The sequence below is a fragment of the Vagococcus zengguangii genome, assembly GCF_005145005.1.
Lineage (GTDB): Bacteria > Bacillota > Bacilli > Lactobacillales > Vagococcaceae > Vagococcus_A > Vagococcus_A zengguangii.
On the sequence record NZ_CP039712.1, the window covers coordinates 1,175,553 to 1,198,952 of the forward strand.

The 23,400-nt window shown below is 35.6% G+C and carries 26 protein-coding genes; 2 read left to right on the forward strand and 24 right to left on the reverse strand.

Annotated features, from left to right (window positions below; all coding sequences use genetic code 11):
* Window positions 1–125 precede the first annotated feature (125 nt).
* From FA707_RS05520 to fakB, 6 genes are all read right to left on the reverse strand, one after another.
* Window positions 126–1,931 (reverse strand): acyltransferase family protein, encoded by a 1,806-nt coding sequence (locus FA707_RS05520; protein WP_136953288.1) that lies wholly within the window; start codon window positions 1,929–1,931, stop codon window positions 126–128.
* 163 nt (window positions 1,932–2,094) lie between these two features.
* A complete protein-coding gene (locus FA707_RS05525; protein WP_136953289.1) occupies window positions 2,095–2,316 on the reverse strand; it encodes a YozE family protein in 222 nt (73 codons plus the stop codon).
* Window positions 2,306–2,827: a peptide-methionine (S)-S-oxide reductase MsrA gene (gene msrA, locus FA707_RS05530; RefSeq protein WP_136953290.1), complete on the reverse strand. Its 522-nt coding sequence runs from the start codon at window positions 2,825–2,827 to the stop codon at window positions 2,306–2,308. Before msrA ends, FA707_RS05525 begins: the two co-directional genes overlap by 11 nt.
* Window positions 2,827–3,480, reverse strand: coding sequence for a YpmS family protein (locus tag FA707_RS05535; protein WP_154299886.1), 654 nt, complete (start codon window positions 3,478–3,480; stop codon window positions 2,827–2,829). Before FA707_RS05535 ends, msrA begins: the two co-directional genes overlap by 1 nt.
* 1 nt (window position 3,481) lies before the next feature.
* Window positions 3,482–4,321 carry an SGNH/GDSL hydrolase family protein gene (locus tag FA707_RS05540; RefSeq protein WP_136953292.1) on the reverse strand — a complete coding sequence of 280 codons (840 nt, stop codon included), beginning with the start codon at window positions 4,319–4,321 and terminating at the stop codon, window positions 3,482–3,484.
* Window positions 4,322–4,419: 98 nt separating this feature from the next.
* Window positions 4,420–5,268 (reverse strand): fatty acid kinase binding subunit FakB, encoded by an 849-nt coding sequence (gene fakB / locus FA707_RS05545; protein ID WP_136953293.1) that lies wholly within the window; start codon window positions 5,266–5,268, stop codon window positions 4,420–4,422.
* A 174-nt stretch (window positions 5,269–5,442) separates the two neighbouring features.
* Here fakB and trhA point away from each other — a divergent pair, with 174 nt between their 5' ends.
* A complete protein-coding gene (gene trhA / locus FA707_RS05550; protein WP_136953294.1) occupies window positions 5,443–6,072 on the forward strand; it encodes a PAQR family membrane homeostasis protein TrhA in 630 nt (209 codons plus the stop codon).
* A gap of 53 nt (window positions 6,073–6,125) precedes the next feature.
* On the opposite strand, the gene FA707_RS05555 is transcribed toward trhA, so the two are convergent.
* The 13 genes from FA707_RS05555 to FA707_RS05615 form a co-directional block, all read right to left on the reverse strand.
* Window positions 6,126–6,836 carry an aspartate/glutamate racemase family protein gene (locus tag FA707_RS05555; RefSeq protein ID WP_136953295.1) on the reverse strand — a complete coding sequence of 237 codons (711 nt, stop codon included), beginning with the start codon at window positions 6,834–6,836 and terminating at the stop codon, window positions 6,126–6,128.
* Window positions 6,837–6,856: 20 nt separating this feature from the next.
* Entirely contained in the window at window positions 6,857–8,095 is a 1,239-nt protein-coding gene (locus FA707_RS05560; protein ID WP_210409614.1) for a carboxylate--amine ligase, read from the reverse strand.
* Window positions 8,088–9,611, reverse strand: a complete 1,524-nt coding sequence (gene murE, locus FA707_RS05565; RefSeq protein WP_136953297.1) for a UDP-N-acetylmuramyl-tripeptide synthetase — start codon at window positions 9,609–9,611, stop codon at window positions 8,088–8,090. The genes FA707_RS05560 and murE overlap by 8 nt, the downstream gene beginning before the upstream one ends.
* 50 nt (window positions 9,612–9,661) lie before the next feature.
* Entirely contained in the window at window positions 9,662–10,030 is a 369-nt protein-coding gene (gene mgsA, locus FA707_RS05570) for a methylglyoxal synthase (protein WP_136953298.1), read from the reverse strand.
* Between the two features lie 131 nt (window positions 10,031–10,161).
* The gene (locus FA707_RS05575) at window positions 10,162–10,653 is read right to left on the reverse strand and encodes a dihydrofolate reductase (protein WP_136953299.1); all 492 of its coding nucleotides are present in this window, start codon (window positions 10,651–10,653) and stop codon (window positions 10,162–10,164) included.
* Window positions 10,654–10,677: 24 nt separating this feature from the next.
* Window positions 10,678–11,625 carry a thymidylate synthase gene (locus FA707_RS05580; RefSeq protein ID WP_136953300.1) on the reverse strand — a complete coding sequence of 316 codons (948 nt, stop codon included), beginning with the start codon at window positions 11,623–11,625 and terminating at the stop codon, window positions 10,678–10,680.
* 16 nt (window positions 11,626–11,641) lie between these two features.
* Window positions 11,642–13,543: an ABC-F family ATP-binding cassette domain-containing protein gene (locus tag FA707_RS05585; protein ID WP_136953301.1), complete on the reverse strand. Its 1,902-nt coding sequence runs from the start codon at window positions 13,541–13,543 to the stop codon at window positions 11,642–11,644.
* 154 nt (window positions 13,544–13,697) lie between these two features.
* Window positions 13,698–14,156: a hypothetical protein gene (locus FA707_RS05590; RefSeq protein WP_136953302.1), complete on the reverse strand. Its 459-nt coding sequence runs from the start codon at window positions 14,154–14,156 to the stop codon at window positions 13,698–13,700.
* A gap of 78 nt (window positions 14,157–14,234) precedes the next feature.
* A complete protein-coding gene (locus FA707_RS05595; RefSeq protein WP_136953303.1) occupies window positions 14,235–14,603 on the reverse strand; it encodes a thioesterase family protein in 369 nt (122 codons plus the stop codon).
* A 38-nt stretch (window positions 14,604–14,641) separates the two neighbouring features.
* On the reverse strand, window positions 14,642–15,838 hold the full coding sequence (locus FA707_RS05600; protein WP_425471317.1) for a CCA tRNA nucleotidyltransferase: 1,197 nt from the start codon (window positions 15,836–15,838) through the stop codon (window positions 14,642–14,644).
* Entirely contained in the window at window positions 15,834–16,196 is a 363-nt protein-coding gene (locus FA707_RS05605; RefSeq protein WP_136953305.1) for a MazG nucleotide pyrophosphohydrolase domain-containing protein, read from the reverse strand. The genes FA707_RS05600 and FA707_RS05605 overlap by 5 nt, the downstream gene beginning before the upstream one ends.
* Window positions 16,197–16,271: 75 nt before the next feature.
* A complete protein-coding gene (locus FA707_RS05610; protein WP_136953306.1) occupies window positions 16,272–16,808 on the reverse strand; it encodes a YpiB family protein in 537 nt (178 codons plus the stop codon).
* Window positions 16,809–16,820: 12 nt separating this feature from the next.
* Entirely contained in the window at window positions 16,821–18,068 is a 1,248-nt protein-coding gene (locus FA707_RS05615) for a tetratricopeptide repeat protein (RefSeq protein WP_136953307.1), read from the reverse strand.
* Between the two features lie 146 nt (window positions 18,069–18,214).
* On the opposite strand from FA707_RS05615, the gene FA707_RS05620 reads away from it, so the two are divergent.
* Entirely contained in the window at window positions 18,215–18,469 is a 255-nt protein-coding gene (locus FA707_RS05620) for a YbjQ family protein (RefSeq protein ID WP_136953308.1), read from the forward strand.
* A gap of 80 nt (window positions 18,470–18,549) precedes the next feature.
* On the opposite strand, the gene hbs is transcribed toward FA707_RS05620, so the two are convergent.
* The 5 genes from hbs to FA707_RS05645 all read right to left on the reverse strand — a co-directional run bounded on the left by hbs (window position 18,550) and on the right by FA707_RS05645 (window position 23,363).
* The gene (hbs, locus tag FA707_RS05625; protein ID WP_136953309.1) at window positions 18,550–18,825 is read right to left on the reverse strand and encodes a non-specific DNA-binding protein Hbs; all 276 of its coding nucleotides are present in this window, start codon (window positions 18,823–18,825) and stop codon (window positions 18,550–18,552) included.
* Window positions 18,826–19,008: 183 nt separating this feature from the next.
* Window positions 19,009–20,319, reverse strand: a complete 1,311-nt coding sequence (gene der, locus FA707_RS05630; RefSeq protein WP_136953310.1) for a ribosome biogenesis GTPase Der — start codon at window positions 20,317–20,319, stop codon at window positions 19,009–19,011.
* Window positions 20,320–20,596: 277 nt separating this feature from the next.
* Window positions 20,597–21,799 (reverse strand): 30S ribosomal protein S1, encoded by a 1,203-nt coding sequence (gene rpsA, locus FA707_RS05635; protein WP_136953311.1) that lies wholly within the window; start codon window positions 21,797–21,799, stop codon window positions 20,597–20,599.
* A 107-nt stretch (window positions 21,800–21,906) separates the two neighbouring features.
* Window positions 21,907–22,575, reverse strand: coding sequence for a (d)CMP kinase (gene cmk / locus FA707_RS05640; RefSeq protein WP_136953312.1), 669 nt, complete (start codon window positions 22,573–22,575; stop codon window positions 21,907–21,909).
* Between the two features lie 80 nt (window positions 22,576–22,655).
* A complete protein-coding gene (locus tag FA707_RS05645) occupies window positions 22,656–23,363 on the reverse strand; it encodes a LysM peptidoglycan-binding domain-containing protein (protein WP_136953313.1) in 708 nt (235 codons plus the stop codon).
* Between the last annotated feature and the right edge of the window lie 37 nt (window positions 23,364–23,400).

The following is a 23,400-nucleotide window of genomic DNA, read 5'->3' on the forward strand; positions in this document are numbered from 1 at the left end:
AACATTTCACAAATTACAACTAAATTCATAAAATTTGAGCATATTATTTGCAAATCCATCATTCAGTTATCTAAAAGCAAAAAAAGAAATGCTGAAGTTAGGTTATCTTCATGCATTTCTTTTTATTAGTGACTCGATTCAGTTGTTATTGCTTCTTTTGTGTCTACCTGAAAATCGAAGTATTTAGTCAATTGTTCTTTAATTAACGTCGCTAATAGTTCACGACCTGCAACTGTTGGATGTACCCCATCAATTTCTAAATAGGCTAGCTTATCGGCAATATAATCATGCCAATCGATTAATACGACATCTTGATGGGTTGATGTGAAATCCGCTAACAAATGATTAACTTGACCTTGCCAATTAAGTGGTACATAAGTATTTAACAGGACGAGATGTGCTCCTTTTTCAGTGACGGTCTGATAGAGATTGCTTAATTCTTCTTCCTTAAATGGTCCATTGGTTCCTAAAGAAATAAGGACAACGGTCTCTGTATCAAATTTATGTTGATAGTTTTTCTCTAAAATTTTGGGTAACTCAATAAACTGTCGACCAACCTTTGCATCAACTTGTGATTGAGGGATTAACTCCTCAATATCTGGTTTAGCCCCTAACAGAACTGAGTCTCCAATCATAAAGACCTGATTAATTGGGATTTTTTTAATCTGAGGTTCTTTAATCGTTTCTTTTTTTGAGGACTTATTTTTTTCATAAGATATATCGACTGATTTAGCAACCATCTGATTAAAGAAAGTCGTTGTAAAAATCATGCCGATTAATGTAATCCCGATTAATAGACCTTCGATTCTAACTGTGGCGGAACGTTTAACTGTTTGTTTCAGCTGTTGTTGCCAACTAATCCCTCTTGTTCTTTTTCTGAACGGTGTTTCTACGTACTTATAAGACATCTCTGCTAAAACGAACATTAAAATAACTTGAAAAAACATTAAAGCCACTCGGTAAATGCCGGTTATTTTCATAGGTGTCATTAATACGATTATCGGATAATGCCATAAGTACAAACTATATGAGCGCGTGCCAATCCATCTTAGCAAACTGGTTGAAAATAGCCGATTTAATTTCGTATCAGGATGAATAACAAGACACATCAATATGGCACTAACTAAGCTAATAATTAATAAACCACCGTGGTATAAACCTGAAAGAAATTCATTGCCAAATACGACAAAACTTAATAGACCGACTAGTAATGAAGTTCCAATAACATCGAACAACTGGCTAGTTTTAGTAGGTAGTTGATTGGCTAATCGTTTATATGGATATAAATAAGCAGTAAGACTACCAATCAGCAACCCAAATATCCGGGTATCCGTCCCGTAATAAGCTCGGTTGATATCTCCTGGTTTATACCATAGTCCCATGCTAATGGCTGAAAAAATCAATATCGCAACAAGCATGACAAAGGCTAGTTTTTTCTTCGCTTTAGGTGGATTTGTTCCCACAAATAATAACGGCAACAACAAGTAAAATTGCGCCTCAACTGCTAATGACCAGAGATGTTTTAGCGGTGCTGGATGACTGAATGTATCAGTGTAAGGTACTTTTTTGATAATATACCACCAATTACTCACGCCAAGCACACCCGCAACGTCATCACTTATGATCGATTGCCAACGTTCAGGTGTCTTTATTAAGACGTATATTGTTACCACCATCAAAAGCATTATCATAGCTGGAAACAGACGCTTGATTCGCTTAAACCAAAATTCTTTAATCGAAAACTTAGGTACGTCCTTAATCTTATTCAAAATTTGATTAGTGATGAGATACCCCGAAAGGACAAAGAACATGTCCACTCCTATAAAGCCACCTCTAAAAATAGATATTCTGAGATGATACCCTATCACTAATATTATTGCTAAGGCTCGAAGGCCATCTAAACTATTTATATATGTCATTCTTTTCTTCATCTTCGTTACCCCTTCAGGTCCATTCTTTCATTTGACCTTTATACATTGTAATACAACTGTAACACTTTTGCAACATTAGAAAGTATTTTTTACAAAGAAATGACAAATATTATTTGTTGAAATATTAAAAAAAAAGACCCTATAATAGAGTCTTTCTCTTAGTTTAAGTATTTTCAAGGTATTGTTGCCATAATTGATCAAAATCATCCATACTTTGGACATAATTCGTATGATCTTCTAGATAGGAACTAATTTCATGATAATCTTCGGATGTTTTTGGAAAATTCGTATCATCATGAATAGCAGCTGCTAGTTGAACCGCCCCAGTGTAATCATATGGATTTTTGACTGTTTGTACAAATAAATAAAAACTCTTACTCCGCATGCCACGTATCCTTTACGAATTTTTCACGAGGACCACTTGATGCTTTGTAACGTAGAGGGTCTTTTTTATAAAAATCTTGATGATAATCTTCAGCTACATAGAACGGCGCAACTGGTTTGATTTCGGTAACGATAGGTTCATTAAAACGACCACTATCTTGAAGCGTTTGTTTACTTTTCTCGGCAATTAAACGTTCTTCTTCGTTTTGGTAAAATATAACTGGACGGTAGCTATCACCACGATCTTGGAACTGACCGAAAGCATCTGTTGGATCAGTTTGTTGCCAATAAATTTCTACTAACGCCTCATAACTAATAATCGATGGATCATAGGTGATTTCAACGGCCTCAGTGTGTCCTGTTTCACCTGAACAGACTTGTTCATAAGTTGGATTAACCACGTGTCCATCTGTGTAACCTGAAATAACGGAATGGATGCCTGGTTGCTGATCAAATGGATGAACCATACACCAGAAACACCCTCCAGCAAAGATTGCTTTTGCTTCTGACATTAATTTTCCTCCTTCTTAGCTGAATCTCTGACATCAAAATAGACACTTAAACGAATGTCGTCATCAATTAAATTGATTTTATCAGCTTTTATACGAATATCATCTTCAATCTCGAGTTGATTCAAATGAAGAATGACTTGTTCTTCTTTTGATTTTACTTCAACCCACTCTGGTAAGTCCATTTTGGCGACTTGTTTTAAGACTTGCGTCATAGGTAAGTTAAGACTACCAATTGAGACACTTTTAGCTTCTAACATAACATTACCATCGCTCATAACAAATGGCTCAAAATATAAGTAAAACTCAACGGGAAAACCGAGCAATTTAAACGTGCCATTTAATAGCGCTTGGTTTTCTAAATAGAACTCATAGTTGACCGATTTATTACTTAAATATTTGGTTAAATAATGATTAATGATTCGATTCAAATCTTCTTTATTAGAAACCAATTGAAAGCTAGGTTTATCTTCAAAGACAACTTCTTCCACTTGCTCTTTATAAGCAACCTCACGAGTATCACTTAAACGGACACCTATAAAAATAATGCCTCCTATAATGGCAGCTAGTAATCCTAAAAAAGCTAACTTCCAATAGTTAGTAGGAGATGGGGGATTTACCTGTGATTCTGATAGGTCTTTTATTTTTTCGTTCAATTTATTCACGTCCTTCTGCTTTTAACTCACCTGATGCTTTAATGACTGAGGCAAATTCATTGGCAATTATTTGATAACCTAAATTATTCGGATGAAAATTATCCGTATCGGAAAGTAAGTTATTGATACCGTCTAAATTTCCAGTTTGGGTAGATTCCAACCCACTATAAATATCATCATTAATTGGCACAAAATACAGGCGTTCCTGCTGCTTAATACTCTCTTTAGCTGAATCATTCCAATTATCAACAATGTCTTGCATCGCGGATATTTCATTGAAGCTGACGTAAAAAGGATTATAAATACCTAATTGGTAAATTGGGGCTTCAGGATTCAAGTTTCGTATCAATTGATACAAGTCATTCAAATCTGCTTGATACGTTTGACTTGGTTTCTCAAACGATTCAACCGACAAATCATTAAACAAATTTGATTTAATCACTTTCATTAAATCATTCCCACCAGTCGTTAAGGTAATCACCGTAGCATCTTTGATATCCTGTTGAATGTCAGGTGTTTGATTAATTCGTTTGATGATTTGTTGGGTGGTGTTCCCCGCTTTACCATAATTAACGGTACTGAAGATTTTACTTGGATAAGTTTCAGTTAAACGAGTTTGGAGTAAGGGCACATATCCACCTTCATTAGTACTATCTCCTACGCCTTCTGTTAATGAATCACCTATCGCAACCACGTAGACTTCTTCTGTCACCGTTGATTGATTAGAGGCGCTAACCTGCATGATATCAGAAGGTTTTTCGATTAATAAACTACCGATAATAAAGGGTAAGATGAAACAGATTGCACTAACGATTATTTCTTTACCGTATTTTTTTAACATGATACATCACTTCCTTACATTAAACAGGGTGTGACAATAAAACGTCACACCCTGTGTTTGATTATAGCACAAAAAATATTTTTTGATGAAAGGCTTGCTTAACTTTCCTCACTGTATATCATAATAGCAAATGCACCAGGACCCGTGTGAGTCGCTACTAACGGTGAAGTATCCAAAACACTAATTTGTGCATTTGGAAATTGTTCTGTTAAAGCAGCAGCAAATTTTTCAGCTGTTTCTAATCCGTCTGCATGTGAAATACCAATTTTTTTAACATTATTTAGATGTTTTAGTGTTGTTTCAGTTAGATCTTTGAACCATTTTTTAAATGTTTTTAATCCACGCCCTTTAGACATCGTTTCTAAACCTGTTGGTAATAGTTGCATCACTGCTTTTATATTTAAAATGTTAGATAAGATACCTGTAGCACGGCTCAAACGTCCACCTTTCACCATATTATCGAGTGTGGCAATACCAATATATAACAAGCTGTTGTCCAAGGCTTCTTCAACCGTTGCGGTTACTTCAGATAAATTCGCTCCTTCGTTAGCTTTTTCAGCTGCTCGCTCACAAACAAATGCAAGTGCTTGATCGATAAATTTCGTGTCTATCACTGTTACGTTTGCGTTAGCCATTTGTGCTGCTTGACGAGCTGCATCTACCGTACCGCTTAGCAAACCAGTCATATGTAGTGAGATGATATCATAACCTTCACTAGCTAAACGTTCATAAGTTTCCACAAATTCTCCAATTGGTGGTTGAGACGTTTTTGGTAAAGCTCGTGCTTGGCTCATCATGTTCATGAACTCTTTGCCGTCTAAATCAGTATCCTTATAGATGACATCATCAATCATGACTGATAATGAAACCATCTCAATATCTAAACGTTCCGCTACTTCTGGTAAAAATCTTGCACTTGAATCCGTTACAACTTTAACTTTTTTCATTGAAACCAAACCACCCTTATATCATTAAATATTTTAACTAATATTATTATTTTATGTAAATATTATAACATATTGATTGACTTTTTAGTTTGTAAAGGTATACTATTTTTTTAATAACACATTAATCGGATTATTTTTGTATCCGCTTCAATGGACGTTACTGGAGGGATTTATATGAACCACAGAAAATATGAAATCGTCAATGAAGTCTTTAATGCTATCACACATGGCATAGGGTGCTTAGCAGCGATCACAGGAATGGTCTTTTTGATATTAAAAGCTGTTTCCATAGGGAGTATCCATACCTTTGCTTATCTAGTATTTGGCATCTGTTTAATTTTGCTTTTCTTATCATCAACCTTATTTCACAGTTTAATTTTTACAAAAGCGCGACACGTTTTTCAAGTGATGGATCATTGTTCTATTTACTTGTTAATTGCAGGATCATACACACCTTACTGTCTTCTAACTATCCAAGGGACAAAAGGTTGGGTATTGTTTATTATTATTTGGTCTTTAGCAATCGCTGGTATTGTGTATAAGAGTTTCTTTATTAAAAAGAAATGGAAGTTTGATTTTCTTATTTACTTGTTTATGGGATGGTTATGCTTAATAGCTAGCAGTGAATTATATGAAGGTCTGGGACTGAATGGGATATTACTTTTAGTCCTAGGAGGGGTTAGCTATTCGTTAGGGACTATTTTTTACGCCCTACAACGCAAGAAATTTATGCATGTCATTTGGCATCTATTCGTTATGGCTGGAGCGGCCTTTATCTACTTCTCCATTTACTTTTATACTTAAATAAAGAGAGCCAGTCAATCTAATAAGATTGATTGGCTCTTTTGTTAATATTTCTAATTCGATTTAGCTCGTTTGATTGTTTGATTGACTAATTCCAGTTGAGCGTCAACCACTTCATACGCAGATAAATCTACATGCTCGGCAATTAATGATAATTCAGTACAGCCTAAAATAATCGTATCACACTGATACTCGTTCATCATTGTATCCAGGATGTTGAAAAATAATTCCGTGTTCATATAATTAGCTTGTTTAATGTCACGGTAGATTAAATTCATTACCTCTGCTTGGAGTGCTTCATCGGGTGTGATGACGTTCAAATGCTTATAACGAGCCAATGCTTCTTTGTAGACACCTGTTGAAATCGTACCAGTTGTAGCTAGGACACCAACATTTATTGGCTTTTCAGTGCCAAACAGATTAATTACTTCATTTACTGCAATCCTTGGCATATGTAAGATAGGGACACTTGTCGCTGCTTGTAACTCATCATAAAAACGATGGGCTGTATTGCATGTTAGGACGAAAAAATCAGGTGATAATTTACTATATTGTTCAATATCTTCGACTAGGACCGTTGCTGGATTTTCATCTGATTCACCTAATAAAAAGGCTGTACGATCCGGAACTGTTGCATGGTTCACTAATAAATAATTTAAGTAGTCTTGATCTTTGCTAGCAGGAGTTTTCTCATTTAACAAATGGACAAAACTTTCAGTGGCTTTAGTCCCCATACCACCTAAAATAACAAAAAAGTTTTTCATAATTTATACCTCATTTAGGACTATTTTTCTGTAAAATGCTCTTTATAACGCTTGTTGTATAAATTGTATATACGCTTAACGAGTAAATAACGTTTTAAGCCCATGTCCTCTTTATAAAATAGGGTCGTACCGTATTGTTTGTTTTTTAACATCTCTAACGCTTTTGTTTTTTGTTCAGACGATTTGACATATTGCTTAACGATTTTTTCAGGGACACCTAGCCATAGCTTATCACCTGAGCCATAAACCACTTCATCTAGTTCTTTTCCTAATACATAGTCCTCTACGATGTATTTCGCTAAATTATAGCCCATTAATGTTACGTAATAACTACTTCTGCCTTGTCGTAAGTTGATTTCAAATAGTTTGTATTCACCATCTCGTTCGTCATACTTCATATCAAAGTTAGCAAACCCTTTGTATTCAATTTTTTCTAAAAATGATTGAATGTTTTGGTAAATTTTTTCATTATAGTCTGGCATAATTGCCACATAGTTACCGACTGCTTCAGGCGTTGGATCTTCTAAAAGCGGGTTACCTAGACACATCATTCGTACTTTGTGATTTTGGTCAACATAAGCATTTAACACACGCATGTGACTGTCATCACCTGGTATGAAATCTTGGCAAATCATTTCACCTTGATAGTTAGAGGCGTAAATTCGTTCAACAATTGTCATAAATTCTTGTTCATCTCTAAAAATAAACGCTTTTTTCTTTCCTTCAAATTTTGCGCCCAACCATGCGACACTATCGGCTGGCTTAAGCGCCACTGGGAAAGAAAATGGTACGTTGACTTGTTTGTTAGCGACGATTTCTTGATTGATAATATACGTTGCTGGATAAGGCAACCCATACTCTTCACACGTTTCATAGAAGGTAACTTTATCTTCTAATTGTTTTTGTAACGCGATATCAATCGTTGGGCAAATAAACGTCTCTTCTAATTCGTTTTTATACATTGCGATTAATTCAGTATAGCCGTCACCACATGGTAAAAGGATATTCACTTTACCATTATTTTCATAATCTTTTTTTACTTGGCGCATAGCTTTAATGAATCCTTCTGGCTCATTAAAGTTATCATGTGCATGTACATTGACAATTTTACTAAATTTAGTTGGTGATAAATGCATTAGGCTATGAGCTTCTGAAATAATCCCATATTCTTCATGGAAGGCACGAGCCATGCCATATACATTAATATCACTACCTAACAAAATCACCGTAAATTTTTCTGCGATTGCTGCTTTATCCATTAATAACATCTTCCTTCGATATAAATTCATCCACTATATTACGATCACCCTGATAGGCAATCTTTTGTGTCCCAATAATTTGATATTTATCTGTTCCTTTACCTGCAACGATCACGACATCACTGGCTGTAGCATTTTTTAAGGCATATAGAATCGCTTCTTTACGATTTAAAATGATTTCAGTTCTGACATTGTCATTGATATACGCTTGAATCACTTCAGCAATGGTTTGCGGATCCTCAGTTCCAGGATCATCACTTGTCAAAATCGCATGTGTGACATAGCGGTTAATTACCTTACCAAAATCCATGCGACGTTCAACGCCTTTATCACCTGTACTTCCAATAACAAGTTTGATTTCATGATCCGGATAACTTTGATGAACGTGAGCTAGTAAATTATCTAGACTTAAATAATTATGAGCAAAGTCAATATAAACAGGTGTTTCTCCGGCCATAACCTTTTCCATTCGACCTGGAATAACGGTTTCTTCTAACCCTTGTTGATAGATACTTGGTTGAGCATCAGAAACTAACGAGCACGCAAGTAGTGCACTCGTTGCGTTACTTTGATTGAAGACACCTTCCACTTTTAACGAAAACTCTCCATCAATTGTCCAAGCATTCGGTGCAATCGTAAAGGTATGTTCATTCACACTAGCAAACGAAACGTCAGCGGATGTGTTGTTTTCACCAAATGTAACCAAAGCTTTTTGTTTAGCTTGACATTCTTCTAGCATGAATGAGCTATAATCGCTATCTAGATTTAGAATGAATTGTTTAGAGTGATTAGCTAGCTGGCGTTTGCAATAAAAATAATCGTCGAACGTTGGATGCTCAATTGGACTTATATGATCTGGAGAAATATTTAAAAATACTCCCACATCATAAATTAATCCGTAAACTCGGTCTAATTTATACGCTTGAGATGACACTTCCATCACAAGATGCGTCATCCCATTATCAACTGCTTGGCGCATCATCTTATATAAAGGTAACGCTTCTTCGGTTGTTAAATTTGATTTAAAGGCTTCTTCTCCACCAATATACGTTTCTAACGTACTAAACAAGGCCGTTTTATTATTTGTCACATGTTTTAAAATGCTGTAACAAAAATAGGCTGAACTCGTTTTCCCTTTAGTCCCCGTATAAGCAATAATTTTTAAATCATTTTGTGGCATATCATAAAAATTCATGGCAATGACGGCCATCGCTTTGCGAATATCTGTTACAATGATCGCCACGGTATTTTCAGGTGCTTTTTCATAAGCCACTTCGGAAACATAATAGGTAAGACCTTTATCACAAGCAGCTAATAAATAGTCTTCTTTAAATGATAGACCTTTACAGAAAAATAAACTATCAGCTGTTGCTTCACGTGAGTCATACGTAATCTGTTTAATTTCTTGTTGTTGAATATTTTCTGGACATTTATAAGACCAATGATTGTTAATAATCATCTCTTTAAATAACTTTTCATTTTCAAGTATACCAACTATTTGATTAATAGTTAACATAGACAATCCTCCTCACACGCCATAAAAATAGGCATGTACTTCCTAACTAACTATCTAGCGTTTAAATACTCAATTAAATAGTTAGCTGTGCCAATATTGGTTGCTAACGGTACATTGTAGACGTCACATAAACGAATCAAGGCTGAAACATCTGGTTCATGTGGTTGCGCAGTTAATGGGTCTCTAAAAAAGAGCACTAAATCCATTAGTTCTTCCGAAATTAAGGCCCCAATCTGTTGGTCTCCTCCCAACGGACCAGATTTAAAACGATGAACATTTAATTGTGTATGATCGATAATCAATTGACCGGTTGTTCCCGTTGCATACAATTCATGTTTTTCAAAATAATCACGATGCTTTTTGGTAAATTCAATCATTAAATCTTTCTTTTTATCATGCGCAATTAAAGCAATTTTCATTTTAACTTCTCCTCTACAATGACTGTTTCTTTCCTAGTTTATCATATCTTTGGTTTTTTCCAAATGCTTTGCTTAAAAATATTCATAAAAAAAGGATTAGACAAAAACTGTCAAATCCTTTAAGTTAACCCTTATTTTTTTCGTTTAAATGTTTCAAATGAATGTGGGTATTTATTTTTACTATCCACGAGACCATCACTAACATCAATCATTGACCAAACATCAAAATCAATATCAGGAATAAACACATCACCTTCAAATGATTCATGAATTACTGTGCGATAAACAATATCACATAATGGTAAAAATTCTTGATAGACCTTTGCGCCACCAGTGATAAAAACAATGCCATCATAATTTTTCTCGTAGGCAACAACTTCATCAACTGAATGCATGACAGTAACACCCTCCGCTTGGTAATCACGGTCAGTTGTTAAGACAATAGTGTGGCGATTAGGTAGCGGTTGTTTGTTCATCCCTTCAAATGTCGTACGCCCCATCACAATGGTATTATTTTCGGTTGTATTTTTAAAGAACTGTAAATCATTTGGCAAGTGCCACGGCATCGTGTCTCCATTTCCAATTAATCTGTTCTCATCTTGTGCCCATATAGCAGCAAACATAATTTTTTTCCTCCCTGAACCTGACTAGACAGCAATTGGTGCCTTAATAGCCGGATGTGGTTCATAATTCTCTATTTGAATATCTTCCATCTCAAACTCAAAGACTGACTGTTTTTCTTTATTTAACACTAATTTTGGAAAAGGTCGTACGTCTCGAGATAATTGCTCTTTGACTTGGTCAAAATGGTTATTGTAAATATGAGCATCCCCAAAAGTGTGGACGAATTCCCCAACTTCTAAGCCAGTTTCATGTGCAATCAAATGGGTTAATAACGCATAACTTGCGATGTTAAAAGGTACCCCTAAGAAAATATCAGCACTTCGTTGGTAAAGCTGACAGCTTAGTTTACCATTTGCAACATAAAATTGAAAGAGGGTATGGCAAGGTGGTAAAGCCATGGTTGGTACATCTTCTGGATTCCAAGCTGATACGATGAGACGTCTTGAGTCTGGAGAGTGTTTAATCATCTCAATCACCTCTTTAATTTGATCAATGGTTTCGCCATTCTTTGTTTGCCAATGACGCCATTGAGACCCATAAACATTACCTAAATTTCCGTATTTTTCAGCGAATACTTCATCGTCTAATATTCTTTGACAAAACGTGTCTTTTTCCGTTAAATAAATTTGATTGAAGGTTTCATCCTCAACAGCTCGTAGTCCAAAGTCCGTCATATCAGGACCAAGGTAATCCTCACTCTTAACATAACGTTCAAAGGCCCATTCATCCCAAATATGATTATTATGTTGGAGTAAAAAGCGAATATTAGTGTCTCCTCTTAAAAACCACAATAGTTCGCTTTTGATTAATCCAAACGGCACACGCTTAGTGGTTAATAAAGGAAAGCCCTCTTGTAAATCAAATCGCATTTGATGACCAAATACACTCTTAGTGCCTGTACCTGTTCGGTCACTCTTTTGATTACCTTCTGCCATTACTTTTCGGCATAAATCTAAATATGCTTGTTCCATAATTTTGCCTCCTCTATTAGATAAACTCACTTAAATATTCCCAACGTTCTAATTTAATATCTAATGATTCTTCAGTTGCTTGTAAATCTTTTTGTAATTGGTTAAGTGCCGTAAAATCACTATTTTGATGATTCATTTCTTCTTGTAAACTTGCGACTCTTTCTTCAAGTTCCGCAATCTCTTCCTCGATTGTTTGCCACTCTTTTTGTTCCATGTACGTTAATTTTTTCTTGGTCTTCTCAGTTTCTTCTCCTTCTGGAGACTGCTTATCGTTATCATTAGCCACATGAACAGGTATCGGTTTTTCAGTTTGTTCATGAGTTGATTCTTTCGATAAATAGTCACTCATTGAACCATAATGCGTTTGAATTACCGCATCTCCTTCAAAAACCAGCAGCTTCTCCATTGTCTTATCAAGGAAATATCGATCATGACTAACGGCTAAAACAGCTCCATTAAATTCATTCAAGTAGTCCTCTAAAATCGTTAATGTATCAATATCTAAATCATTTGTTGGCTCATCCAGTATCAACACATTCGGTTGACTAATTAATAATTTTAATAAAAATAATCGGCGTTTTTCACCACCGGATAACTTTCTAATCAAAGTACCATGCTGGCTTCTAGGGAATAAAAAGCGTTCTAACATATCAGTGACACTAATCTCTGATCCATCCGCTGTGCGAACTTGTGAGGCAACCTCCTGCAAATATTGAATCATTCGCATATCATCAGGAATGGCTTCCGTTTGCTGCGTATAATAAGCAATTTTGACTGTTTCACCCATTTGAACGACCCCACTATCAGGTGCCAGATTACCTACTAAAATATTTAGCAAGGTTGATTTCCCTGCCCCATTTTTTCCAGTAATCCCTAAGCGCTCATTATTGGTAATTAATATAGAAAAATCATCTAATAATCGTTGACCCTCGATACTATATGTCAGATTTTGAGCCTCAATAACTTTTTTTCCAAGTCGACTCGTGGCTAATCCTAAATCAATCGCGCCATTCTCCTTCACCTGATGTAGATTTTCTTTTAAATCTTCAAATCGTTCTTTACGCGCTTTTTGCTTAGTACCACGTGCTTGAACCCCCGCTCTAATCCAAGCGAGTTCTTGTTTGAATAATTGTTTTCTTTTGTATTCAGCACTACGTTCTTGTTCATCTCGCACTGCTTTTTGTTCTAGATACGTTTGATAATTCCCTCGATATTCATGTAATTTCCCAAAACTTAATTCAAAAATACGATTAGTTACCTTATCTAAAAAATAACGATCATGAGTCACTAAGATAATCGCGCCTTTATATTGCATCAAATACGTTTCAAGCCACTCGATTGTTTGGTAATCCAAATGGTTTGTCGGCTCATCCAATATTAACAAATCTGCTTCTTGAATTAGAGCTTGCGCAAGGGCCACACGTTTTTCTTGCCCACCCGATAACTCTCCGATTTTCTTCGTGATGTCAGTAATCCCTAATTTGGATAAAATCGTCTTAGCATTCGTGTCCGCAGACCAAGCATCTGCTGCGTTCATCTGTTCTTCCGCTTTTGCATATCGCTTTTGATTGACCTCTGAAAGACCATCTTCAGAAAGCGCCGCAACCGCTAATTCATATTCACGAATCACACTTAATAACACAGACTCACCTGAAAAAATTGCTTGTGCCACGGTGTCATTAGGTTCAAAATTGGTTGCTTGTGATAAATAACTTACGTGATAATCATGTGGGTGTTTTAATTGACCTTGGTCGCCCGTATCTATTTCAGCGATGATATTTAATAAACTCGTTTTCCCTGTACCGTTGACACCAATCAAACCAATACGATCATTAGTATGCACTAAAAACGAAATATCATCGAATAATAGCTTATCTCCATACGTTTTTGTTAAATTGTCAACTCGAAGTTCCTTCATAACACCACCATCATTTCTTCAAAATTCACTTTATTTTACCAAATATAGCAACCAAAAACAAATCGGTCTAGATGTTTTTTAATAAAATAGCTTCTTCAATAAAAAAAGCTTAAAAATCGACTAGCGATTTTTAAGCTAAAAATGAATCATATTATTAGAATTCTGCTCCATAAATTGAGTCAACTGTTTCATTCATATCAATAACGATATACAAGTGATTGTTTTTCCCAACTTTCGTACTTTGATAATCATTGTCTAGACCTTCTTGCCCTGGTATTGCTTTATCTTTATATGGGAAATAAACCAAATCTTCCTCTCCATTATCAAAGATGATCCCCATTTTTTCGATGTCTTGATATTGTAACGCACGTCCAAACATGCCTGATTCTAAACCGCCTTGGTTGATGTCGTCCGTTAATACATGATCAGCTTCTTCAAAAATTTCAATTTTTATTCCTTCGCAAGGATTAATTTTTTGGAAATCGCCACCGTTAATTCTTCCAAAACTAGTAGTAATCTGACGAATCCATAAATCACCTATATTTTCACGCTCGATAGTCCATGTTTCACCATTTCTAAAATAAAATTTTAAAGCTTTCATTTCTTTTGACATATTTATCGGCTCCTTTGTTTGTTTATATGTTAATAATATCACAAACTTATCAAAAAGCAATAGTTTTTGTGAAAAAAATTACAAAGTGTTTATTTTATTTAAAAACTGTTTCGTTTCTACGATAAAACGCTTATGTACAGCAGTCCCGATTGTTTTATCACCTTGTGTCGCTAAACAATTAAAAATCACTTTTTGTTCATTTTTTTCGACAACTTCAATTGATATTGTAACTTTTTCACTAACTCCAGTTGGTTGCAAATGCTTCATATCCATTTGAATCCCTACAGAACTGTAACCTGGTAACAACTGTGTTTGTAGCCATTCGAAACATACATTTTCCATATAGGCAATCAAACTAGGTGTTGATAACACTTCTAACCCTCCTGAACCAATAGCTAGCGCAGTGTGTTCAGGTTCTACAACAAAATCTTTCATCGTACTTTTCATATGCCACCTTCTTCCTGTATCTTTTAATCAAACCTCTATTATTGAGCTAAATACGCTAATAAACTTGCTTTTTCATTGCTGACATTGTTGATCAAAACAGCTGATTCCAGTTCTTTTAGAGTCTCTCCCAACCACGGGCCTGGTTGCTGTTCTAAATGCTTAATTAAATCGCTACCGCTCACCGCCAAGTCTTTCAAACTATGAATTGGTAAAGCTCTATAAGCGCTTAGGGCTTGCTTACAATCGTGAGGCTGCGCTAATACCTGTAGAACATGTTCCGTTAAGATGACTTGTTCTTCGTTTAAAGCGTACAACCGCTCTACATTCCACTGATGTATCAGACGATAACGAACAGCTAACAACACTTTTTTTGTGGTCTCTATTAATTTATTTGATAATTTCCATTTTTTCAAAAACATACCACAATTATTTTCATCAATTTCAAGCAGATAACAAACTATCACCCAGATAACTGCTTCTGATTTAATGTCAATCGGAGCTAGGTCCGTTAATTTTAATAATGAATCAGCTTTATCCTTAAATCCTGGACAATACTGAGATAATTGACTTTCAACAAACGCTAACACGCCGCGATCTCGATTTTTCCCCATCAATAACTTGACTAGCTCAATATGAATTCTTTCAATTGAGATATGTTGCAATAATGGACTCAGTTCTTTAATCGCAGCAAAAGTGTCTTCCTCAATTTCAAAATCAAGTTGACTAGCAAAACGCACTGCACGCATCATTCTTAATGCGTCCTCATTAAAGCGTTCGTGTGCTAAACCTACTGCTTTAATTAAATGAGCCTCTAAATCAGACGCCCCTTCAAATAAATCAATAATTTCTCCAGAGGTCGTCATCGCAAGTGCATTAATCGTAAAGTCACGTCGTTTTAGATCCTCTTCCAAACTACGAACAAAAACCACTTCATCTGGACGTCGATAATCTTGATACGTTGATTCCGTTCTAAAGGTCGTTATTTCATACTCATTGCCTTCAGCTAAAACCAAGACAGTACCATGTTCAATTCCTACATCAATGGTATGTGGAAAAATCGCCTTTATTTCTTCAGGAAAAGCACTAGTCGCAATATCAATGTCATGAATCGGTTTATTTAATAAAACATCACGGACACTACCTCCAACAAAATACGCTTCAAAACCTGCTGCTTTAATTTGTTCCATAATCGGGATGGCCTCAATAAATTCATTTGGCATCACTTGTTTATCAATTTTCATCTCTTACATCCAACTTTCTAACATCCTCTGCTACTCGTTCAAAGCGTTCGGCATCGCGGTGACGATACTTCTGCATATTTTTCTCGTAAGATAAGGATAAATCTATTTCTAAAGCATTCGCCATGATAATTAATGACACCAATAAATCCGCTAATTCCTCATCAACTGAACTAATGACTTCATTTTGTTTCTTATTTACATGACCTTGCTGATACATCAATGATTTGGCAACTTCTCCTAATTCTTCTGTCATTCTGCCTAGAAGCACTAATGGAGGAAAATAGCCTTCCTTAAACTGTGAAATATATTCGTCTAATTCACGTTGCATCTCATTTAATGACGGATTATCCATCGTTTCTCCCTCCTTAAGTACACCATTAGTTTAACAAAAATAAAACCGTTAATAAAGCACAGAAAAAGCTAAGACTTACTTTGTCTTAGCTTTTAATTGCCTATTTAACACTTGACTCAATTCGTTAAACCTTTGGTGATTTCCTTGTTCTAACGCAAGGTCAATCGCTTCACGTATAGATTGCTCATTAAATGTCGCTTCAAGCTCATCTAAAACGTTATGGTTCGCTTTAACATACACCTGCTCATTCCATGGTGCATAAGGATTATCTTCAAGAACTCTCATTAGTTCTTCGTTTTTCCATGCATCTTCGAGATTAAATTCTAAGTACAAATCAAATAAGACGTTCGCTCTAATTTCATGGAAGATTTGTTCTCCATGATCAAATGTTAAATGGTGTTTAAACATTTGAAAAGCTGGTTCCTTTTGTTTAATATCTGAAAATTTAATGCCACGTGGCGTTTTTTCTACTTGTTCAATAATTTTGACTTTTTTTAGCACGGTTTCATGAGTCACAATATAGTTGATTAACCAATAGGCTTCACGATCATTGAAACGGATATTTTGAAGCACCCACGTCAAAAATAGTTTCTTTTCCTCAGTTGAAATCATTGGTTTCACATCCTATTCTGCCAACAAATGTTGAATCTCCAAATCATCAGGGAAGTACTCTAGATATTGCTCTAAAACAACTTGTGCTTCGGTCAGATTACCTTCTTCCCTTAAGAATAAACCGTACTCTCTTAAGAAATCAGGCTCATCATCTAAGCCTTCGTACGCACGGTGGTACTGGATATTTGCTTCATCGTATTGTTCTAATCCGTAATAAGCTTGAGCTAAACTCCAATGACCTTGAACATTCATCAGTTCTTGTTGGTCTTCTAATAATGCAATTACTTCTTCAAATTCTTCTTGAACTAAATATAAATTACTCAATTTAATCAAAGTTAATTCTTTATCTTCTTCAATCTTTAAAGCACGAATTAAGTATTCTTCAGCTTCATCTAGTCGATGATACTTATATGCAAAATCAGAAGCCAAATGATACAACGAGACATCGTAAGGATTTTCTTGTAGTCCTTCTTTTATCATCTTATCCGCTTCTTCAGGTCGATTTTCATCTATCAGGGCACTCACTAATGGCACATAGACATTCAAATAAGTTGACCCTAGCAATTTCAATTCTTCTAATAAAGCAATGGCTTTTTCTTTTTCACCAATTTGAATATATAACAAGGCTAATGAGTGTAATACATCGTCAGAGCGATCTTCTTCTAATTCTTTCTCAAACAGTTCAACTGCTTCATCAAACTCACCCATATGGCTCAGCGCAGTGGCTAATTGTTTCGGAATGCGTGTTTGGGCAAAATCTTCAATTCCCTGTTCTAATAACTGCTTATAGTACGAGACAGCTTTAGCAAATTGATCTGTTTCTAATGAAACTTCAGCCAACGCGAAGACAATGGTAGGCTCGTTCGGCATTAAACGTAATGCTTCTTTTAGTTTAGCTTCAGCTGTTTCAGGGATTGCAATCGTAAAATACAAATCAGCAGCGACTAAAAGACTTGCTGGATATAATTCGTCTTCTTTTGAAACACGACTTAAATAATCTAAGGCATCATCAATTTTGTCATCTTCAATCGCGATTTCAGCTAATGAAATGTAGGTACTTGATGAAACGTTCTGGTTGTCTAACAGATGCAAAAAGATTTTTTTTGCTTCCTCGATAAACCCCATTCTGAATAATTCGTCACCTAAAACACCTAATAATTCATGATCATCAAATTTTAAAGCCTTTTCTAATAATAATTCCGCTTCAACGTAATCTTGTTCTTGAATGGCGGTTAACATTTGTTCACTATATGTTGTCATATTCTCACCTCTACTTGCTACATTATACCCTATTTCGCTTTATTATTCATTCAAATCGCCTAATTAATCATATAAAACCGTTCATAATACCTATTATTAGACAAAAATCTACCATTAAGATAACCTATACAAAAAGGGGTGATTAAATGATAATTTCAACGTTAACGTCTTACCCACATCGTGAAATAGCGGAAGACTTAGGTATTATCACAGCTTTTGATACAAAATTACGTCCAATCAGAATGACTATCGAAATTGACACCTATATCCAATCCGCCTTACAAGAACTTGAATTAGCAGCCGAAAAAATCGGTGCAGATGCCGTTTTAGGTGTACAATTTATGATGGATGAAAAAAAAATCCCGATTGTCATCGGTTCAGCGGTTAAATTTGGCAGCTGATAACGTAAAACTGATTTTTTATTAAAGCAAAAAAGCTACTAAAAACGACCATGACCGTTTTTAGTAGCTTTTTTAGGTAATTATTTAACAGCGTCTTTTAAAGCTTTACCTGGTTTGAATGCAGGAACTTTGCTTGCTGGAATGCTGATTTCTTCACCTGTTTGAGGGTTACGACCTTTGCGTTCTGCGCGGTCACGTACTTCAAAGTTACCAAAACCGATAACTTGTACTTTCTCACCTTCAGCTAAGAAGTCTTGAACTGATGAAAATACTGCATCTACAGCTGCTGTAGCGTCTTTCTTAGTTAAGTTTGTTTTCTCAACAACTTTTTCGATTAATTCTGCTTTGTTTGCCATGTCTATTATTCACCTCCGTAAAATTTAAAGTGTCGACCACTTCATAGATAAAAAGATAATAAACACATAAGATAACAAATTGTTATCTTATATCAAAGATAACATACAAACCCTTTATTATCAAGGTTCTGACCTGTTTATTTTATTTTTTTATTAAGGTATATTAAAGAAAATAGCGTTTTCTTATTTCCTACGTCTTGGAATAATATGGATAGGTGTTCCTTCAAATGGGAATGCACGTCTAATTTGATTTTCTAAAAAACGATTGTAAGAAAAATGCATTAACTCTTCTTCATTTACAAAAACAACAAACGTAGGTGGTTTAACAGCTACTTGTGTTGCATAGAATATTTTCAGACGTTTACCTTTATCAGTTGGTGTTGGATTAATCGCAATTGCATCCATAATAATATCATTAAGGACAGACGAAGACACACGTAAGTTTTGATTCATGCTGATTTGTTCAATCATTTCTGGTAATTTATTTAGACGTTGTTTAGTCTTAGCTGAAACAAAAATGATTGGGGCATAATCTAAATACTTAAATTCTTTACGAATCTCGTCTTCAAATTCTTTCATCGTGTTTGTATCTTTTTCGACCGTATCCCATTTGTTAACAACGATTAAGATTCCTTTACCAGCTTCATGCGCAAATCCGGCAATACGTTTGTCGTATTCTCGAATACCTTCTTCAGCGTTAAGAACCATTAATACAACATCTGAACGGTCAATCGCACGCATCGCACGCATCACGCTGTATTTTTCAGTTGATTCATAAACTTTCCCACGTTTACGCATCCCCGCTGTGTCAATCATTAAAAATTCTTGTCCAGTATCAGAAGTAAATGATGTATCAATCGCATCACGTGTTGTCCCTGCAATGTTAGAGACAATCACACGATCCTCACCAAGAATCGCATTAATTAATGACGATTTCCCTACGTTTGGGCGCCCAATCAAACTAAATTTAATGACCCCTTCGTCCTCTTCTTCTTGTTCTGATTTAAAATGTTTAACTGCTTCGTCTAGGACATCTCCTAAACCAATCCCGTGACTTCCTGACACTGGATACGGATCACCTAATCCTAGTGCATAAAAATCATAAATATCGGCTCTCATTTCTGGGTTATCTACTTTATTAATTGCTAAAATAACAGGTTTAGTTGAGCGTTGTAACATACGTGCTACTAACTCATCTGCATCGGTAATACCTTCACGGCCACTTGCGACCATAATAATTACATCTGCTTCATCCATCGCAATTTCAGCTTGATACTTGATTTGTTCCATGAAAGGCTCATCACCAAGATCGATACCACCCGTATCAATAATACTGAATTCTCTTCCTAACCATTCACCGACAGCATAGATTCTATCACGAGTTACCCCCGGTGTGTCTTCAACGATGGAAATTCTTTCTCCAGCGATACGGTTAAACAATGTAGATTTCCCTACGTTAGGTCTACCTACAATTGCAATTGTTGGGTTTGCCATTAGCTTATCTCCTTTCATTTCGTCATACTTTCATAGTTTACCTAATTGAATCACTCAATTCAAGTAAATTCTCTCATTATTTGACGTTAAACTCAAATAAACTGTGTTTTGATAGCTATTTTATAAGAATATAGACATGACTGTAATTATAAATAACCTATACAAGGTATCTTCTTTTAGTTAGTTTTAAATTTTATCGTGTATGACTAATAACAATTGGTTAGTTTTGCAAAAAAAGAGATGTGACAATCAGTCACATCCCTTAATACGTTATTGTTTATTCTTCTTCAGAAAAATCTAAATCTTTTCCGATTAAATCCCCTAATGTGAAGCCAGCATCTTCTTCTGGTTCGTAAGCTTCTACGATTTCTTCTTCAACTACAGGTTCTTCTTTTTCTTCTAATGCTTTAATACTTAACGCTATACGGTGTTCCTCAGGTTTTACTTCTAAGACCTTCACGTCAATTTCTTGGCCTTCAGTTAAGACTTCGTGAGGTGTTGCAATGTGTTTATGTGAAATTTGTGAGATATGTACAAGACCTTCTACGCCCGGTGCAATCTCAACGAAAGAACCAAAGCTTGTTAGACGCTTAACAACACCAGGAATAACCGCTCCAACTCCAAATTGTTCTGCAACATTTTCCCAAGGTCCAGGTTGCGTTTCTTTAATTGATAGTGAAATTCTTTCATTATCAGCATCCACTGATAAGACTTTTACTTGAACTTCATCCCCAACTGCTAAAGCATCTTCAGGTTTAGCTACGTGTGCATGTGAAATTTCAGATACATGTACTAGTCCATCAATTCCACCTAAGTCAACAAACGCTCCGAAATCTGTTAAGCGTGCGACTTTACCAGTTAAAACAGCACCTTCTGTAATATCTTCTAATAATTTACCTTTTAATTCTGCTTTTTCAGCTTCAACAATCGCTTTATGTGATAAAATCAAACGATTTTCTGATGGTTCAATTTCGATAATTTTAAAGGTCATTGTTTTACCTTTGTAATCTGAGAAGTCAGATACATAGTGATCTTCTACCATAGAAGCAGGAACAAATCCACGTACACCAGCATCAACTACTAGTCCACCTTTCACAACGTCTGTAATTGGCGCTTCAATTACACGGTCTGCTTTAAAATCTTCCTCAATATCAGCCCAGATTTTTTTAGCATCTAGACGACGTTTAGATAATAAATAGTTACCGTTTTCTTTATCTTTACCGATAGTTGTAATAACTACTAAATCTAAAACATCTCCAACTGAGATGATATCGTTGATATCTTCAACAGGTAAAGTAGATAATTCCTTAAGTGGAACAACCCCTTCGACACCTGCACCAATAATACCAACTAAAGCTTGTTTGTCTTCAATCTGTAAAACTTCTCCTTGGACAACATCTCCAATTTTTACCTCTTGTACACTTTCTAGCGCATCTAACATTGAAGTATTTTCTACGTTTTCAAAACCAAATTCTGACATACTTTTGACCTCCTTGCTAATCCATAGTCTAAAACTACTCTTACTCAACAATTGTACCGTATTGGACAAAGTAATTCTAGTAGAATAACTTATTTTTGATATAACTATTATATCACAAGAAAGGATTCTATGGTATCTACAACATTTTGAATTGACATGCCAGTTGTGTCTATAAGTTTGGCATCTTCTGCTTGAACTAAAGGCGATACGTCTCTTGTCATGTCTTTATGGTCACGATCGGCAATTTCTTGTTTTAATGTTTCGAAATCAACTGTCATCCCTTTAGCTATATTTTCTTTATAGCGACGTTCTGCACGCTCTTCAACACTAGCGACTAAGAAAATCTTCAGTTCAGCATCAGGCATCACCGCTGTGCCGATGTCACGACCATCCATCACTACACCACCATTGCGTCCAATTTCTTGTTGACGCGCAACTAAGTTTTTTCTCACTTGTTCGTGTGCTGATACTTGAGATACATTGTTTGTTACCAAATCTTCACGAATCACATCTGTTACATCTTCACCGTTCATCAAAACAGTTTGTGGCGCATCTCCATTTGATTGAAATCCTATCTCAATCGTATTTAATAACGCAACGATTGCCGGTTCATCAGCTGGATCAATATTATTTTTTAACGTAGCATACGTAATCACTCGATACATTGCACCTGTATCAACATACACATAGTCTAATTTTTTTGCTAAAAGTTTAGCAACCGTACTTTTACCAGCTGAAGCAGGTCCGTCAATTGCGATACTAATTTTTTTTGTCATATTATTCACTCCTAAATCCCATCATAAATGAGGCTGTGACAAAATTGTCACAGCCCCTCAATATTTTTATTAATACTTCATTATTTAGTTCTTAATACTTGTCCAGCTGATAATGTTGAGTCAGGTGTTAAGCCGTTTAATTGCATTAGTGTATCCATTGAGATGCCAGCATTAATAGCCGCACGGTAGATACCTTCACCTGCTTGTACTGTATAGGTCCCTTCAACTTGACCTTGTTGAACAGGCGTTTGTTCTTGTTGATTTTGTTGTTCAGGCGTTACTTCAGGTTGAACTTGTGCTTGTTGTTCTGCTTCAGCTTGTTGTTGAGCTTGTTCTTGGGCGGCAGCGGCAGCTGCTTCTTCCTCTTGTTTTTTCTTTTCAGCTTCTAAACGCTCTGCTTCGGCACGTTCTTTTTCTTCTTTTGCTTTAGCAGCTTCTTCTTCAGATTTCTCTTGCTCAGTTTTTTCATCATCTTTATCTATATCTTTTGATTCTTCAGTTGTAGACTCTTTTGTTTTAGAGTCTTTAGTGCTAGATATTTTTTTTTCGCTTTCAGATGTCTGAATGGCAATACCCGTATCATTTTTTAACGTTGATTCTTGTGTACGAGTCGCTTGTACAAAAATAAAGACAATCAGTAAAACAATCGCTACTAATAATGCTAACAAAGCAGTAATGAACCATGCATTACCCTTTGAACTATTTTTTTTCCTAGCACGTGATTCTTCAAAGTCCGTTTCGTAAATTGGTTCTTCCCAAGGTTCACGCTTGTTATCGTTTTTATCCAAGAAAAACTCCCCCTTAAATACTTTATTAACTTAATTG

Bases quoted from the DNA above. Each gene is read 5' to 3' on its own strand.
- fakB (WP_136953293.1), bottom strand. From the start codon at position 5,268: ATGAAAAAAGTTAAAGTTGTAACGGATTCAAGTGCAAGATTTTTACCA.
- hbs (WP_136953309.1), bottom strand. From the start codon at position 18,825: ATGGCAAACAAAGCAGAATTAATCGAAAAAGTTGTTGAGAAAACAAAC.
- FA707_RS05555 (WP_136953295.1), bottom strand. From the start codon at position 6,836: ATGAAAAACTTTTTTGTTATTTTAGGTGGTATGGGGACTAAAGCCACT.
- FA707_RS05525 (WP_136953289.1), bottom strand. From the start codon at position 2,316: ATGCGGAGTAAGAGTTTTTATTTATTTGTACAAACAGTCAAAAATCCA.
- FA707_RS05585 (WP_136953301.1), bottom strand. From the start codon at position 13,543: ATGAAGGAACTTCGAGTTGACAATTTAACAAAAACGTATGGAGATAAG.
- FA707_RS05605 (WP_136953305.1), bottom strand. From the start codon at position 16,196: ATGGATAATCCGTCATTAAATGAGATGCAACGTGAATTAGACGAATAT.
- FA707_RS05560 (WP_210409614.1), bottom strand. From the start codon at position 8,095: ATGGATAAAGCAGCAATCGCAGAAAAATTTACGGTGATTTTGTTAGGT.
- FA707_RS05580 (WP_136953300.1), bottom strand. From the start codon at position 11,625: ATGGAACAAGCATATTTAGATTTATGCCGAAAAGTAATGGCAGAAGGT.
- FA707_RS05610 (WP_136953306.1), bottom strand. From the start codon at position 16,808: ATGATTTCAACTGAGGAAAAGAAACTATTTTTGACGTGGGTGCTTCAA.
- FA707_RS05520 (WP_136953288.1), bottom strand. From the start codon at position 1,931: ATGAAGAAAAGAATGACATATATAAATAGTTTAGATGGCCTTCGAGCC.
- cmk (WP_136953312.1), bottom strand. From the start codon at position 22,575: ATGACAAAAAAAATTAGTATCGCAATTGACGGACCTGCTTCAGCTGGT.
- FA707_RS05595 (WP_136953303.1), bottom strand. From the start codon at position 14,603: ATGAAAAGTACGATGAAAGATTTTGTTGTAGAACCTGAACACACTGCG.
- trhA (WP_136953294.1), top strand. From the start codon at position 5,443: ATGAACCACAGAAAATATGAAATCGTCAATGAAGTCTTTAATGCTATC.
- der (WP_136953310.1), bottom strand. From the start codon at position 20,319: ATGGCAAACCCAACAATTGCAATTGTAGGTAGACCTAACGTAGGGAAA.
- mgsA (WP_136953298.1), bottom strand. From the start codon at position 10,030: ATGAAAATTGCTTTAATTGCGCATGATAAAAAGAAAGATTTAATGATT.
- FA707_RS05620 (WP_136953308.1), top strand. From the start codon at position 18,215: ATGATAATTTCAACGTTAACGTCTTACCCACATCGTGAAATAGCGGAA.
- FA707_RS05615 (WP_136953307.1), bottom strand. From the start codon at position 18,068: ATGACAACATATAGTGAACAAATGTTAACCGCCATTCAAGAACAAGAT.
- FA707_RS05575 (WP_136953299.1), bottom strand. From the start codon at position 10,653: ATGTTTGCTGCTATATGGGCACAAGATGAGAACAGATTAATTGGAAAT.
- murE (WP_136953297.1), bottom strand. From the start codon at position 9,611: ATGTTAACTATTAATCAAATAGTTGGTATACTTGAAAATGAAAAGTTA.
- FA707_RS05590 (WP_136953302.1), bottom strand. From the start codon at position 14,156: ATGTCAAAAGAAATGAAAGCTTTAAAATTTTATTTTAGAAATGGTGAA.
- FA707_RS05540 (WP_136953292.1), bottom strand. From the start codon at position 4,321: ATGTTAAAAAAATACGGTAAAGAAATAATCGTTAGTGCAATCTGTTTC.
- msrA (WP_136953290.1), bottom strand. From the start codon at position 2,827: ATGTCAGAAGCAAAAGCAATCTTTGCTGGAGGGTGTTTCTGGTGTATG.
- rpsA (WP_136953311.1), bottom strand. From the start codon at position 21,799: ATGTCAGAATTTGGTTTTGAAAACGTAGAAAATACTTCAATGTTAGAT.